At 72.1% G+C, this 13428-nt stretch carries 14 protein-coding genes, 1 pseudogene and 1 riboswitch; of the genes and pseudogenes, 11 read left to right on the top strand and 4 right to left on the bottom strand.

What is annotated here, in order from left to right:
* Nucleotides 1-136: 136 nt before the first annotated feature.
* Nucleotides 137-340 (top strand): annotated as a pseudogene (locus tag ACZ3YL_RS03080) (hypothetical protein); the annotation flags it as partial.
* Here the strand turns inward: ACZ3YL_RS03080 and ACZ3YL_RS03085 are convergent.
* Complete coding sequence (locus tag ACZ3YL_RS03085; protein WP_188303866.1) at nucleotides 337-1638, bottom strand: YhgE/Pip domain-containing protein; 1302 nt, start codon at nucleotides 1636-1638, stop codon at nucleotides 337-339. The pseudogene ACZ3YL_RS03080 and the gene ACZ3YL_RS03085 overlap by 4 nt on opposite strands.
* Before the next feature lie 212 nt (nucleotides 1639-1850).
* Nucleotides 1851-2028, top strand: a riboswitch (M-box (ykoK) riboswitch).
* 355 nt (nucleotides 2029-2383) lie between these two features.
* Here ACZ3YL_RS03085 and ACZ3YL_RS03090 point away from each other — a divergent pair.
* From ACZ3YL_RS03090 to ACZ3YL_RS03135, 10 genes are all read left to right on the top strand, one after another.
* Nucleotides 2384-4033, top strand: a complete 1650-nt coding sequence (locus ACZ3YL_RS03090; RefSeq protein WP_465654986.1) for an NRAMP family divalent metal transporter — start codon at nucleotides 2384-2386, stop codon at nucleotides 4031-4033.
* Between the two features lie 115 nt (nucleotides 4034-4148).
* The gene (locus ACZ3YL_RS03095) at nucleotides 4149-4451 is read left to right on the top strand and encodes a hypothetical protein (protein ID WP_188303868.1); all 303 of its coding nucleotides are present in this window, start codon (nucleotides 4149-4151) and stop codon (nucleotides 4449-4451) included.
* Nucleotides 4452-4522: 71 nt separating this feature from the next.
* Nucleotides 4523-4771: a hypothetical protein gene (locus ACZ3YL_RS03100; RefSeq protein ID WP_350508419.1), complete on the top strand. Its 249-nt coding sequence runs from the start codon at nucleotides 4523-4525 to the stop codon at nucleotides 4769-4771.
* Between the two features lie 55 nt (nucleotides 4772-4826).
* The gene (locus tag ACZ3YL_RS03105) at nucleotides 4827-5228 is read left to right on the top strand and encodes a winged helix-turn-helix domain-containing protein (RefSeq protein ID WP_465654988.1); all 402 of its coding nucleotides are present in this window, start codon (nucleotides 4827-4829) and stop codon (nucleotides 5226-5228) included.
* Nucleotides 5229-5276: 48 nt separating this feature from the next.
* A complete protein-coding gene (locus ACZ3YL_RS03110; RefSeq protein ID WP_188303871.1) occupies nucleotides 5277-5774 on the top strand; it encodes a hypothetical protein in 498 nt (165 codons plus the stop codon).
* Nucleotides 5771-6151 (top strand): VOC family protein, encoded by a 381-nt coding sequence (locus tag ACZ3YL_RS03115; protein WP_465654991.1) that lies wholly within the window; start codon nucleotides 5771-5773, stop codon nucleotides 6149-6151. Before ACZ3YL_RS03110 ends, ACZ3YL_RS03115 begins: the two co-directional genes overlap by 4 nt.
* Nucleotides 6152-6311: 160 nt before the next feature.
* Nucleotides 6312-7535 (top strand): RNA-guided endonuclease InsQ/TnpB family protein, encoded by a 1224-nt coding sequence (locus ACZ3YL_RS03120; RefSeq protein ID WP_465654993.1) that lies wholly within the window; start codon nucleotides 6312-6314, stop codon nucleotides 7533-7535.
* Between the two features lie 93 nt (nucleotides 7536-7628).
* Nucleotides 7629-9389, top strand: coding sequence for an ABC transporter permease (locus ACZ3YL_RS03125; protein WP_188303873.1), 1761 nt, complete (start codon nucleotides 7629-7631; stop codon nucleotides 9387-9389).
* A gap of 11 nt (nucleotides 9390-9400) precedes the next feature.
* The gene (locus ACZ3YL_RS03130; RefSeq protein WP_465654995.1) at nucleotides 9401-10681 is read left to right on the top strand and encodes an ABC transporter ATP-binding protein; all 1281 of its coding nucleotides are present in this window, start codon (nucleotides 9401-9403) and stop codon (nucleotides 10679-10681) included.
* Between the two features lie 10 nt (nucleotides 10682-10691).
* On the top strand, nucleotides 10692-10823 hold the full coding sequence (locus tag ACZ3YL_RS03135) for a hypothetical protein (protein ID WP_262985994.1): 132 nt from the start codon (nucleotides 10692-10694) through the stop codon (nucleotides 10821-10823).
* A gap of 10 nt (nucleotides 10824-10833) precedes the next feature.
* Here the strand turns inward: ACZ3YL_RS03135 and ACZ3YL_RS03140 are convergent, their stop codons facing one another.
* The 3 genes from ACZ3YL_RS03140 to ACZ3YL_RS03150 form a co-directional block, all read right to left on the bottom strand.
* The gene (locus ACZ3YL_RS03140) at nucleotides 10834-11268 is read right to left on the bottom strand and encodes an ArsR/SmtB family transcription factor (RefSeq protein WP_465654997.1); all 435 of its coding nucleotides are present in this window, start codon (nucleotides 11266-11268) and stop codon (nucleotides 10834-10836) included.
* Nucleotides 11269-11366: 98 nt separating this feature from the next.
* Entirely contained in the window at nucleotides 11367-12023 is a 657-nt protein-coding gene (locus ACZ3YL_RS03145; RefSeq protein ID WP_188307797.1) for a response regulator, read from the bottom strand.
* On the bottom strand, nucleotides 11987-13303 hold the full coding sequence (locus ACZ3YL_RS03150) for a sensor histidine kinase (RefSeq protein ID WP_188307798.1): 1317 nt from the start codon (nucleotides 13301-13303) through the stop codon (nucleotides 11987-11989). Before ACZ3YL_RS03150 ends, ACZ3YL_RS03145 begins: the two co-directional genes overlap by 37 nt.
* Nucleotides 13304-13428 lie beyond the last annotated feature (125 nt).

Below are 13428 nucleotides of genomic sequence, written 5' to 3' on the forward strand. Positions count from 1 at the left end.
AGAGCGTCACCCGCTTCCTGGCGCGCGAGGGCGCGTACCTGGACGGGCCGCGGGCCGTCATGCGGATGAACGACCGAGAACGGCGGCTTCGACTGCCCGGGGTGCGCCTGGCCGGACGACACCAAGGGCCCAGCACGCCCGGGACGGTTCCACCCGCTCGGTGCACGGCTACCTGGCCGTCCCGTACGACATCCCGCGCGGCTGCGCGGCCGGGTACATGCCGGAACTGAACGTGCTGTGCGCGATCGGGGACTTCAGCACCCAGAGCGACCAGCCGATCATGAAGCACCTGAAGGTGACCGTGACGAAGGGTCAGTCGGAGGGTCAGTCGGAGGGTTAGTCGGAGGGCTGGGGCGTCCAGCGGTGCAGGCCCTTGCGGTCGTAGTAGCGGGTCATCCCGAAGCCGAAGGCCAGGGCGAGCACCACCCCGACGGCGATCATGGTCCAGCCGCGGGCCAGTCCGGCGTCCGAGCGCGCGTCGAAGAAGAGGATCGCCCGGATGCCGTCGCTGAGCTGCCGCATCGGTTCGAAGACGCCCAGGAAGCGGTAGAAGCCGGGCACCGCCTGCAGCGGGACGGTCGCCCCGGAGGACGGCAGGGCCAGCGCGATGAAGACGAACATGGACACCAGCTGTCCGATCCCGCCGAACGCGGCGTTGATCGCCTGCACCCCGAGGCCGACGGCGAGGCTGGCGCAGTAGGCGAACACCCACAGCAGGGCCTGGTGCGGGGCGTCCATGCCGAGGACGCCGGCCGTGCAGAGCAGCACCAGGGAGGTGGTGACCAGCATCATCCCGGCGGTCATCACCATCTTGAGCAGCAGGGTCTGGGTGCGGCTGATCGGGACGGTCGGGCGCCGGGTGTGCCAGGGGCCGATCTCGCTGTCGCTGTAGCCGAGCGCGCCGTCGACGCCGTTGTGGATGATGTTGCCGCCGATGAAGCCGGTCAGCACGGCGAGCAGGGTGAAGTAGAAGGCGCTCAGGCCGAGTCCGCTGTGGCTGCCGATCGGGTGGCCGACCTGGGTGGTGACGGCGAACGGGTCGGCGAGCAGCAGCCGGGCGGTGGCTCCGGTGTCCGGGCCCCGGGCGCCCGAGGCCGGTACGGCGGCCAGCAGTTGCTTTCCGGCCGCGGCCGAGGCCTGGTGGGCGGCGTTCTGGGCGATCTGCGCGGCGATCGAGGAGCCGAGGCTGCCCAGTCCGGGATTGGTGAGGACGGTGAGGGTGGGCCGCTCGGTGGCCCCGCCGGTGGTGAGCCGGGTGACGCTCGCGGTGAAGTCGGCGGGGACGAGCAGCACGCCGTAGACCTTGCCGGAGGCGAGCAGGTCGCGGGCGCCGGCGTCGTCGGTCTGCCGCCAGTGGACGGTGTCGCCCGGGGTGCCGGCGATCACCGCGCGGGTGAGCTGGGTGCCGAGGTTGACCGGCTGGCCGGGCGGTGGCGGGGCCTGGTCGGCGTTGACCAGGGCGATCGGCAGCCGGTGCAGGTGTCCCATCGGGTTGACGATGCCGCCCAGGTAGAGCAGCGAGAGCAGCACGGCCACCAGGGCGCACAGGATGCTCGGGAAGAGCCAGAGCCTGGGGTTCCGGACGAGGGTCAACGCCCTGGCCTGCCGGGGAGCCCCCTGGGAGCCTTCGGTCGCCATGCCACCCCTCGGGTTCGGGCACGGGCGGACGCCGTGCGCTACTGGGACGGCGGACGCCGCGCCGCTGCCGGTACGGCGGGAAGTCGTTCCGTGGTCACATCCCGGTCAAACCCGCGTCACCCGGGTGGGCGTCACACGGAGAGAAAGGTAAAGGTTCTACCAAGTACGCAAGTAACGCTCTTCGCCGGGGCTATGCTTCTCGAGGTTTGAAGAAGGCACCTCGTTCGGTGAGGCTTCTTCACGGACACAGGCCACTGATCCGACGACGTCGAGAGACGCCCAGGGTTAGGACAGATCTTCCCGACCTAAGGGTTGATCCGAAGTGGCTTCCGGCCCAACGGGGTTGGACACGCCGTGGAGTGCCAAAGCTCTGACGAGTTGGGGTGAACCGGTGGCCGCGTTTCCGCGCGCCGGCTTGCTCCTTGCCGCGTCGATGACACGCACCACGGGGTGCGTCGACCGGGAGGAGGCGAGAGACATGGATTGCAGTAGTCCGGGCCACAGTAGCCCCTACCCCCGCTTGTCCTCGTACACCTCCGACACGCGGTAACAACCTTCCCTGCGCGTATATCTGACGGCGCATCGGCACACAGCACCAGCAGCACGCACGCGGCTCCGCCGTGCCCGCGGTCCGTCCGCCCGGGCCGACGCCGCCGCGCGCCGACGCGTCGTGCCCGCACGCAGGGGAAATTGCTGCCGCGCGTCCCAACCACCCCGCTTGCCAGGGGTACCCGGGAGGAACGCCATGACCACCAACTCGACTCTCGACTCCACGATCCCCGCACCGCGCTCCGCCGTGCTGGACGACGCCCACGTGGGCGACATCAAAGGTGCGCTCGGCACCATCAAGCTCGATGACAACGCACCACGCCAGGGGCTGAGCGCGAGACTCAAGACCCTGCTGGCGATCGTCGGCCCCGGCCTGATCGTGATGGTCGGCGACAACGACGCCGGCGCCTTCTCCACCTACGGCCAGGCCGGCCAGAACTACGGCACCCAGCTGCTGTGGACGCTGGCCCTGCTGATCCCGGTGCTGTACGTCAACCAGGAGATGGTGCTGCGCCTGGGCGCCGTCACCGGCGTGGGCCACGCCCGGCTGATCCTGGAGCGGTTCGGCAGGTTCTGGGGCGCCTTCAGCGTCATCGACCTGTTCCTGCTCAACGCCCTCACCCTGGTCACCGAGTTCATCGGCGTGACACTCGCGGCCGGATACCTCGGCCTGCCGAAGGTCGCGTCCGTGGTGCTGGCGGCGGCGGTCATCATCGCCTCGGCCTTCACCGGTTCCTTCCAGCGCTTCGAGCGGGTCGCCATCACGCTGTGCGTCGGCTCGCTGCTGCTGGTGCCGATCTACTTCATGGTCCACCCGAAGACCTCGCAGATGGCCCACGACTTCGTGGTCCCGCAGATGCCGGGCGCCCCGGGTGAGCTCGCCACCGTCATGCTGCTGATCGTCTCCATCGTCGGCACCACCGTCGCCCCGTGGCAGCTGTTCTTCCAGCAGTCGTACGTCATCGACAAGCGGATCACCCCGCGTTTCATGAAGTACGAGAAGGCCGACCTGTGGATCGGCATCGCCATCGTGATCATCGGCGCCTCCGCCCTGATGGGCCTGTGCGCCGCCGCGTTCACGGGCACCGACGGCTTCGGCCAGTTCACCGACGCGGGCGCCATCGCCAAGGGCCTGGAGGACAAGGCCGGTCACGTGGTCGGCGTGCTGTTCGCCATCGCGCTGCTGGACGCCTCGATCATCGGCGCCTTCGCGGTCTCCCTCTCCACCGCCTACGCCATCGGCGACGTCTTCGGCATCAAGCACTCGCTGCACCGCGGGGTCAAGGGCGCCAAGGGCTTCTACGGCATCTACGCCGGCGTGGTCGTGGTGGCCGCCGCCATCACCCTGCTGTCCACCGACTACGCCCAGGGGCTGATGACCCAGTTCGTCCAGGTGCTGGCCGGGGTGCTGCTGCCCTCCGCCACCGTCTTCCTGCTGCTGCTCTGCAACGACAAGGCCGTGCTCGGCCCCTGGCGCAACGGTCCCAAGACCAACGCCTTCACCTCCGCGGTGGTCGGCATCCTGGTGATGCTGTCGCTGATCCTGACCGCCGCCGTGGTGTGGCCGGACATCAGCTCGGACGCACTGCTCCGGATCATGGCCGGCTGCGGCGTGGCCGGCGTCCTGGTCGCCGGGTACTTCTTCACCTTCGGCCGCAAGGGCACCAAGGAGGACCCGATCGACCGCACCGGCCGGGAGAACTGGCGGATGCCCCCGCTGGAGACCCTGGAGAAGCCGGTCATGTCCGCCGCCCGCAAGATCGGCATGGGCGCCCTGCGTACCTACCTGCTGATCGCGATGATCATGGTCATCATCAAGGTCGTCCAGACCGCCCTGAACCACTGACGCCGAACCGCTGACCGGCGGCCGGGGGCGGCACCGCGCACGACCGCCCGCCGCCCCCGGCCCGCCCCGGAACCCTCGACCGCCCCGCACCCCGGGGAAGGAAGGAAGTACGGCCATGCGCACCACCCCGTTCCACCGCTGCCCGAGCGTCCGCCTCGCCCTCCACGACGGCGTCGAGCGCGCCTACCGCCTCGACGATCCCGGCAGCTGCCCCCACTCGGGCACCCGCAACACCCCGGCCTCCGCGTACGAGCCCCGCGTCCACCTGGCCTACCTGCTGGCCCGCCAGGGCCACCGCCCGGACTGGCTCGCCCGCTTCGCGGACCTCCCGCCGGCCGCCGCGCACCGGCTCGCCCACGCCGCCGCCCGTCACCGGGACGCCGCCGCGAGCGGCGCATCCGCCGCGACCGCCGCCTGATCTTTTGCCAGTTCCCGCACCGATCGGTGCAGTTGTTCCCATTCATTGCCTTGTCACGGAGGTGACCAGCCATGTCCATCGTTGCCGCGTTCCAGCCCGCCCTTCCCTCCTCCGACCCCGGCCGACTGCGCGCCGCCCTCGCCGCGGTGGGCCGACGGCTGGCCACCAGCCCGCTCGACAACACCGTCCTGCGCGCCGTCGGCACCCCGGCCACGACCCTGCCGAGCAGCCGTCCGACCCGACTGCGGGCCAGCTGGCACTCCGTCACCGGCCCCGACGGCGCCGCCCGGCTGGAAGCCTCCTGGCACCCGGGCCACTGACCGGCCGACCTCTCCCCTCCTCCCACCACCTCGACCCGACGAAGGAGCTTCCGCCATGGCCGTGCGCTACCGCAGGCTCGACGCCATCTTCTCGGACCACACCGCCGCCGCCCCCGGCCTGCGGCCCGTCCCCGCCACACCGCCCGCCCCCAGCCCGGACCCCGGCCTGGTGGTCGACTCCGAGCAGCGCACCGTCATCGTCGACGGCCAGCAACTCGACCTGCCGTACCTGGAGTTCGATCTGCTCGCGCACCTGGTCGGCAACCCGCTGCGGGTGCACTCGCGCCGCCAGCTGATGGAGTCCGTCTGGGGCCGGCCGGACACCGGCGACACCCGCACCATCGCCACCCACATCGCCCGGCTCCGCCGCAAGCTCGGCCCCGGCCACCGGGAGGCGATCGCCACCGTCCGGCAGATCGGCTACAAGTACGACCCCCGGCTGGTCCGGGCGGCCTGAGGCCCGCGCCGCCGCAGCACGACCGACACCACCGAAGGAGGACACCGCATGACCAGAACCGCCCTGTTCCCCTGGACGAGCCGAGGTACGGCGCTCTGCGTCGTCATGCTCCTCCTGGCCCTCCAGGTCGCCGCCCTCGGCGTCGCCCCCGCCCCGCTGCGGCTCTTCCTCTCCGGCGTGCTCATCGGCGCCTCGGCCGTCGGACTGCTGCTCGCCCTGCTGCTGGCCCGCAGCCGGCAGCGGGCGGGCCGGCCGGCCGCCGACCGGGCCGCCGCCGTCGCGGTCGCCGCCGGGGACGACGACGCCCAGTGGTTCAGCGCCCGCTCGCTGGAGGGCTTCCCGATGGAGCAGGTCCGCCCGCTCCTGCTCGCCCCGGGCGCCCCCGGCCTCAACCGGCTCTACACCGCCTGGGTGTTCGCCACCCACGGGCACGACCCCCAGTGGATCGCCCACCACCTGGACCTGCCCACCCCGACCGCCCGGCTGCTGGTCACCGCGGCCCGGCAGCACCCCACCGACACCCCAGCTGACAGGAGGCCGCAGTGATCACGGCCCTCGACCACGTCCAGCTCTCCGCGCCCCCCGGCAGCGAGGCCCTGCTGCGCGCCTTCTACGGCGACGTCCTGCAGATGGCCGAGATCCCCAAGCCCCGGCCGCTCACCGGCCGCGGCGGCTGCTGGTTCGCCGCCGACGGCGGCCGGGTCCGGCTCTACCTCGGCATCGAGGAACGCTTCCGCCCCAGCACCAAGGCCCACCCCGGCATGGCGGTCTGCGAGATCGAGGACTTCGCCGACCGGCTCGCCGAACTCGGCGCCCAGGTCGTCTGGGACGACACCCTCCCGCCCCGCCGCCGCTTCTACACCACCGACCCGGTCGGCAACCTGCTGGAGTTCGTCGAGGCCGCCGAGCAGCCGGCGGCCTGAACGACAGCCTCGCCACCGTTCAACGGGCCTTTGCGCCCACGCTTGCGGGGGCGCGAGGAAACTCCCGCGTAGCGGGACAGGGAAGACCAACCGCGTCAAGATGGCATGACGTCTCCGTGGGCGATCACGGGTCACAAATACTGCTGCTAGTGTGTGAGCCATGACGGCCACTCATGTGAAGCGGGCCTTCAAGTTCCGCTTCTACCCGACCGATGCGCAGGCGGCTGAACTGTCTCGCACGTTCGGGTGTGTGCGACTCGTCTACAACAAGGCGCTGGCTGCCCGCACCGAGGCGTGGACGATGCGCCAGGAACGGGTGAACTACAACGCCACGTCGGCGATGCTGACGGAGTGGAAAACGACCGAGGAGCTGGCGTTCCTCTCCAAGGTGTCCTCCGTACCGCTCCAGCAGGCCCTGCGGCACTTGCAGGGGGCGTTCTCCAACTTCTGGCAGAAGCGGGCGAAGTACCCCCGGTTCAAGTCGAAGAAGAGGTCCCGCGATTCGGCCGAGTACACCACGTCCGCGTTCCGCTACCGGGACGGCCGGCTCACGCTGGCCAAGATGGCGGAGCCGCTTGACATCGTGTGGTCGAGGCCGCTACCCGAAGAGCAGTCACCGTCCACGGTGACCGTGAGCCGGGATCCGGCCGGACGGTGGTTCGTCTCGATGCTGTGCGACGACCCCTGTGTCAAGCCCCTGCCGGCCGTGGAGGCGGCGGTGGGGATCGACGCCGGGATCACCAGCCTGGTGACCCTCTCCACCGGAGAGAAGATCACCAACCCGAAGCACGAGCGCCGCGACCGCGAGCGTCTGGCCAAGGCGCAGCGGATACTTGCCCGCAAGGCCAAGGGATCCGCCAACCGGGAGAAGGCCCGGGTCAAGGTCGCTCGTGTGCATGCACAGATCGCCGACCGTCGCCGGGACTTCCTGCACAAGCTCACCACCCGACTCGTCCGCGAAAACCAAGTGGTCGTGATCGAGGACCTGACCGTTCGCAGCATGCTCAAGAACCGCAAGCTGTCCCGGGCCATCTCGGACGCTTCGTGGACCGAGCTGCGGACCATGCTGGAGTACAAATCCCAGTGGTACGGACGCGACCTGGTGACCATCGACCGATGGTTCCCCAGTTCCAAGCTGTGCTCAGCCTGCGGAACCATCCGCGACAAGATGCCCCTGAACGTCCGCGAGTGGACGTGCGACTGCGGTGCAGTCCACGACCGGGACGTGAACGCGGCACGCAACATCCTGGCCGCCGGACTGGCGGTTGCAGCCTGTGGAGACGGTGTAAGACCTCAACGGAGCACTCCGGGCGGGCGGTCGTCGGTGAAGCAGGAAGTAGTCCCACCGCAGCGCACACACGCAGCGGCTCAGCCGCGAGGCTGAGGGGAATCCCCTCCACCAGGAGGGGGGAAGTCAATTGCGTACGGACCTCGGCAGGGAGCAGACTGCCCGGGTTTGCGCCGGAGGTCCCCGTCCATGCCCTTTCCGAAGTCCGCCCCGGGCCAGCCCCGGGGCCCGCTGCCGTCCCGGACGGCGAGCCGCCCGGCCCGGTCGGCCTGGGTGGACGTGGTCGTGGCGGCCGCCGTCCTGGTCCTGCTCTACCTCGCGCTGCGGGTCGGGCAGGGCACCACCGTGCGGTTCTCCACCGCCCGTGACGCCGCCGTGGACACCGACCCGGCCCGGCTGCCGTACGACGCGGCGCGCTCGCTGCTGCGGATGTTCGCCGCGCTGGTCGTCTCGGTCGGCTTCACCTTCGGCTACGCCTACGCCGCCGCCCGCAGCCGCCGGCTGGAACGGGTGCTGATCCCCGCGCTGGACATCCTCCAGTCGGTGCCGGTGCTCGCCTTCCTGACCGTCGCGGTGACCGGATTCCTCGCGCTGTTCCCCGGCTCGATGCTCGGCCTGGAGTGCGCGGCCGTCTTCGCCATCTTCACGTCCCAGGCGTGGAACATGACCTTCGGCTTCTACCACTCGCTGGTCTCGCTGCCGCGCGAACTCGACGAGCTGTCGCGCTCCTTCCGGTTCAGCCGGTGGATGCGCTTCTGGAAGGTCGAACTGCCCTCCGGCATGATCGGCCTGGTCTGGAACGGCATGCTCAGCTTCGGCGGCGGCTGGTTCTTCCTGGTCGCCTCCGAGGCGATCAGCGTCGACAACCAGCGCTACGCCCTGCCCGGGGTCGGCTCCTACGCGGGCGCCGCGATCGCCGCCGGGGACCTCGGCCGGGTCGGCTGGGCGATCGCCACCATGGCCGTGCTGGTCGTCGGGGTGAACTTCCTGTTCTGGCGGCCGCTCACCGCCTGGGCCGAACGCTTCAAGAACGAGCAGTCCGAGGCCACCGAGCTACAGCGCTCCGTCGTCCTCGACCTGCTGCGCCGCTCGCACCTGCCCGCGCTGCTCGGCCGGGCGCTGCGGCCGCTCGGCCGGGCCCTGAACCGGGCCGGGGGGCTGTTCGGCACCGACGACCGGCCGCTCGCCGTCAGCCCCGCCCGGCAGCGCGCCGGGGACCTCCTGTTCGCCGCGGTCGCCGGCGGCATCGTGCTGTGGGGCCTGGTCGACCTCGGCCGCTACCTCGCCGACGCCACCGGCCTCGGCGTGTTCGGCGAACCGCTGCTGCTCGGCCTCGCCACCCTCACCCGGGTGGTCGTGCTGGTCGCGGTGGCCACCGTCGTCTGGGTGCCGGTCGGGGTGCTGATCGGCTTCTCCCCCCGGCTGACCAGGACCGCCCAGCCGCTGGTCCAGATCCTCGCCAGCTTCCCCGCCAACTTCCTGTTCCCGCTGGTGGTCTGGCTGCTGCTGCGCACCGGGCTGTCGATCGACCTCGGCGGTGTCCTGCTGATGGCCCTCGGCGCCCAGTGGTACCTCCTGTTCAACGCCATCGCCGGTGCCATGGCCATCCCCAGCGATCTGCGCGAGGCCATGGACGACCTCGGCGTGCGCGGTTGGCAGCGCTGGCGGCGGCTGATCATTCCGGGGATCTTCCCGGCGTACGTCACCGGCGGCATCACCGCCTCCGGCGGCGCCTGGAACGCCTCCATCGTCTCCGAGGTGGTCACCTTCGGCGGCACCACCCTCACCGCCACCGGCCTCGGCGCGTACATCGCCCGCGCCACCGAACGCGGCGACTACCCGCACCTGCTGGCCGGAGTCGCGGTGATGAGCCTGTACGTCGTCGCCCTCAACCGCCTGCTCTGGCGCCGGCTGTACCGGCTGGCCGAGCGCCGCTACTCGCTCCAATGAGGTTCCCGCCGATGCGCTTCCCGTTCTTCCGCCCCGCCCCGGCCGTCGCCCCGCCGACCGCGGCGGACGGCGAGGTCCTGCTGGAGACCGCCGGCCTCACCAAGTCCTACGCCGGGGCCGACGGCGAACTGCCGGTGCTCTCCGGGATCGACCTCACCGTCCGGGCCGGCGAGATCGTCGCCCTGCTCGGCCGCTCCGGCTCCGGCAAGTCCACCCTGCTGCGCTGCCTGGCCGGCCTGCTCCCGCCCAGCTCCGGCACCGTCCGCTACCGCGGTACCCCGCTCACCGGCGCCAACCCCGGCAGCGCGCTGGTCTTCCAGACCTTCGCCCTGCTGCCCTGGCTGACTGTCCGGCAGAACGTCGAACTCGGCCTGGAGGCCCGCGGGGTGCCGCCGCGCGAACGCGCCCGGTCCGCCGACCAGGCCATCGACCTGATCGGCCTGGCCGGCTTCGAGAACGCCTACCCCAAGGAGCTCTCCGGCGGCATGCGCCAACGCGTCGGCTTCGCAAGGGCGTTGGTGGTCGAACCGGACGTGCTGATGATGGACGAACCGTTCTCCGCGCTGGACGTGCTCACCGCCGAGAACCTGCGCGGCGAACTCATGGAACTGTGGGACTCCGGCCAGTTCCCCACCCGCGCCGTCGTGCTGGTCACCCACAACATCGAGGAGGCGGTGCTGATGGCGGACCGCGTGGTGGTCCTCGGCTCCCGCCCGTACGGCACCATCCGGGAGACCGTCGACGTCGCCCTGGAACGCCCGCGCGACCGCGACTGCGCCGAGTTCGACGAACTGGTCGACCGGGTCTACCGGATCATGACCGGCCGCCCCAAGGACACCCGTGCCGCCGTCCGCCCGGACGCCGACCGCACCGACCCGGACCACGCTGCCCCGGACCACGCCGACCCGGACCGCGCCGAGCGCCGCACCCTCGCCAACACCCTGCTCCCCCAGGTCGACGCGCTCGACCTGCTCGGCTTCGCCGAGATCCACGGCGACGACCTCCTGCTCACCGAGGACGGCACCGCCTTCGCCCGCGCCGACGTCCAGGACTCCCGCGCCCTCTTCGCGGGCGCCGCGCTGGACGCCCCCCTGGTCAGGCTGATCGTCAACAGCCTGGGTGGCGAGGCCGGCGCCACCGTCCGGGCCGGGTTCCTCCGCGACCTGCTGGCCCACCACTACACCAGCGAGCAGGTCGACCGGCAGCTGGAGACCGCGACGGACTGGGGCCGCTACGCCGGCCTGTTCGGCTACGACGCGGCCCGGCAGGAGTACCGCGCGGACGAGGCCTGACGGATGGACAATGCTGCAACACTCCGGCACTCCGGCACTCCGGCACTCCGCCACCGACGAGACGGACGAGACCGACGAGACGGACGAATCGTTCCGCCGCGCACGGGTGATCCGCGACGGTGGTGGCGCGGACGGCTGGTAGGGGCCCCGGCTCAGCCCGCCTGGCCGGTCGCCGGGCGGCGGCGCGCCCCCCGGACGGCGCGGGCGGCCCGGGTGAAGGGCTGCTCCGCCGGCTCGGCGGCCGGGGCCGCGCCGCCGTCGCCGCCGCCGTCACCGCCCCGGGGCGGCAGGTCGTTGGCGATCACGGCGGCCTCGGTCAGCAGGCCGCGCACCTCGGTGGCGCGGTAGAAGATCCGGGTGCCCTCCCGGCGGGCCACCACCAGGCCGGCCGCCCGGAGCTTGGCCAGGTGCTGGGAGGTGGCCGCCACATGGGCGCCCAGCAGCTCGGCCAGCTCGCTGACCGGCAGCTCCCGGCGGCTCAGCGCCCACAGCAGCCGGTACCGCGACGGGTCGGCCACCGCCTTCAGCACCGCCACCGCCCGCTCCGCCGCGTCGGTATCCCAGGCCTCGTCCTTCGCAGCACCCATACCGCGATCGTACCGACGCCCGCCCGGCCACCCGGAGCCGGGAAGCGGGCCGCGACGCCGCGCCCGGGTGCGCACGGGACGTCGGCCGGTCCGACGTCCTACGCCGGGCGCGTCCCGTCCAAGTACGCCAGCACCGCCAGCACCCGGCGGTTGTCGTCGTCCGAGGCACCCAGGCTCAGCTTGGCGAAGATGCTGGAGGTGTGCTTGCTGACCGCGCCCTCGCTGAAGTGCAGGCGCTGGGCGATCGCCGCGTTGGAGCGGCCCTCGGCCATCATCGCGAGGACGTCCCGTTCGCGCGGGGTGAGCATCGCGAGCGGCTCGTCATAGGCGTTGCGGGCGAGCAGCCGGGTGATGACCTGGGGGTCCATGACGGTGCCGCCGGCCGCGACGGTGTGGACGGCGTCCACGAACTGGTCGGCCTTGGAGACCCGGTCCTTGAGCAGGTAGCCGACGCCGCCCGCACCGTCGGCGATCAGCTCCCGGGCGTAGAGCTGCTCGACGTGCTGGGAGAGCACCAGCACCGGCAGGCCGGGCTGCTCCCGGCGGGCGGCCAGCGCGACCTGCAGCCCCTCGTCGGAGTACGTCGGCGGCAGCCGTACGTCCACCACCGCGATGTCCGGGCGGTGTTCGGCGAGGGCGGCGGCCAGTTCCGGGCCGCTCTCCACGGCGGCGACGATGTCGTGTCCGTGGGCGCTCAGCAGGAGTTCCAGTCCGTCCCTCAGCAGGACGAGGTCCTCGGCGAGGACAACACGCACGGCAGCTCCATGATCAGCCTGGTCGGGCCCCCCGGGGGGCTGGTCAGCGCGAGCGTACCGTCGAACACCGCCAGCCTGCGCTGAATACCCCGCAGGCCACTGCCCCCGGCCGGGTCCGCGCCGCCCCGGCCGTCGTCCGCCACCTCCGCGCGCAGCAGCCCGGCGGCGTGGCTGAGCTCCACCGTGGCGTGCCGGGCGTCGCCGTGCTTCACCGCGTTGGTGAGCGCCTCGCTGACCGCGAAGTACACCGCCGACTCCACCGGCGCCTCGGCCCGGCCCGGCAGTTCGGCCCGCACCTCGACCTTCAGCGGCACGTCCAGCGCCAGCGCCCGGATCCCCTCGGCCAGGCCGCGCTCGGCGAGCACCGGCGGGTGGATGCCGCGCACCAGGTCGCGCAGTTCCTGCAAGGCCTGGGTGACGTTCTCCTGCGCGTCCGTCACCACCTGCTTGGCCTTCGCCGGGTCGCCGTCGATCAGCGCCACCACCGCGCCGAGCCGCAGACTGACCGCGACCAGCCGGGCCTGCGCGCCGTCGTGCAGGTCCCGTTCGATCCGGCGCAGTTCGGCGGCCTGGGCCTCGGTGGCGTCCAGCCGGATCTCGGTGAGCTGCTCCACCCGCCGGGCCAGCCGGGACTTCTCGGTCGGGCCGAGCAGGGAGCGGGTCCACCGGCCGTGCAGGCGCAGCGCGGGCCCGGCGAGGGCGAGACCGGCCGGCACCAGGACCAGGCCGATGAGCGGGCCGAGCAGCCCGGGCAGCGGCACCAGGCCGTAGCCCGGGCCGGGTTCGGGCAGTACGGGCTGCGCCAGCCCGTACAGGCCGTAGCCGGACAGCAGGACGGGCCCGGCCGCGATGCCGCCGCCGACCAGCGGGTCGACCAGGACCCAGCCGGCGTCCCGCCAGGTCGCCCGGTCGTCCCACAGCCAGCGGAACTTGAGCGCGAAGCCCGCGAACCAGCGGTTCTTGTGGTAGTCGTGGCCGGTCCAGAACCAGCCGTGCAGGGTGCGCTCCAGCGCTGGACGCGGCGCGTACGGCACCGGTACGGGCACCTGCGACCAGTGGCCGGCGGCCCACCGGGCGGCCCCGGCCATCGAGCGGACCACCCCGGTCACCGCCGGGAACAGCGGGACCATCCCGAGGCAGCCCCAGAGCAGGAACGAGGCCAGGTAGAGCACGGCCAGCACCGCGCCGGCCGGAATGAGCAGCGTGAAGACGGCCAGGCGCCCGAGCGCCCGGGCGGCGCTGCGCAGCGCCTCGGCGCCTCGGGACTGCGGGGTGCTCACGGGACCTCCGGTCGGGTCTGATGCGGGACGATCATGATGGCAGCCGGGCAACGGGCCCCGCTCAGCGGCTCGTGATCGAATCTAGGGACGGCGGGGCGACGGCGGAATCCGGCTGCACCCCGGCC

The sequence above is a fragment of the Kitasatospora sp. NPDC023176 genome (genome assembly GCF_055560495.1).

What these genes read in the sequence shown, in the direction of transcription:
- ACZ3YL_RS03085 (WP_188303866.1), bottom strand. Translation starts at nt 1,638, where the DNA reads ATGGCGACCGAAGGCTCCCAGGGGGCTCCCCGGCAGGCCAGGGCGTTG.
- ACZ3YL_RS03090 (WP_465654986.1), top strand. Translation starts at nt 2,384, where the DNA reads ATGACCACCAACTCGACTCTCGACTCCACGATCCCCGCACCGCGCTCC.
- ACZ3YL_RS03095 (WP_188303868.1), top strand. Translation starts at nt 4,149, where the DNA reads ATGCGCACCACCCCGTTCCACCGCTGCCCGAGCGTCCGCCTCGCCCTC.
- ACZ3YL_RS03100 (WP_350508419.1), top strand. Translation starts at nt 4,523, where the DNA reads ATGTCCATCGTTGCCGCGTTCCAGCCCGCCCTTCCCTCCTCCGACCCC.
- ACZ3YL_RS03105 (WP_465654988.1), top strand. Translation starts at nt 4,827, where the DNA reads ATGGCCGTGCGCTACCGCAGGCTCGACGCCATCTTCTCGGACCACACC.
- ACZ3YL_RS03110 (WP_188303871.1), top strand. Translation starts at nt 5,277, where the DNA reads ATGACCAGAACCGCCCTGTTCCCCTGGACGAGCCGAGGTACGGCGCTC.
- ACZ3YL_RS03120 (WP_465654993.1), top strand. Translation starts at nt 6,312, where the DNA reads ATGACGGCCACTCATGTGAAGCGGGCCTTCAAGTTCCGCTTCTACCCG.
- ACZ3YL_RS03125 (WP_188303873.1), top strand. Translation starts at nt 7,629, where the DNA reads ATGCCCTTTCCGAAGTCCGCCCCGGGCCAGCCCCGGGGCCCGCTGCCG.
- ACZ3YL_RS03130 (WP_465654995.1), top strand. Translation starts at nt 9,401, where the DNA reads ATGCGCTTCCCGTTCTTCCGCCCCGCCCCGGCCGTCGCCCCGCCGACC.
- ACZ3YL_RS03135 (WP_262985994.1), top strand. Translation starts at nt 10,692, where the DNA reads ATGCTGCAACACTCCGGCACTCCGGCACTCCGGCACTCCGCCACCGAC.
- ACZ3YL_RS03140 (WP_465654997.1), bottom strand. Translation starts at nt 11,268, where the DNA reads ATGGGTGCTGCGAAGGACGAGGCCTGGGATACCGACGCGGCGGAGCGG.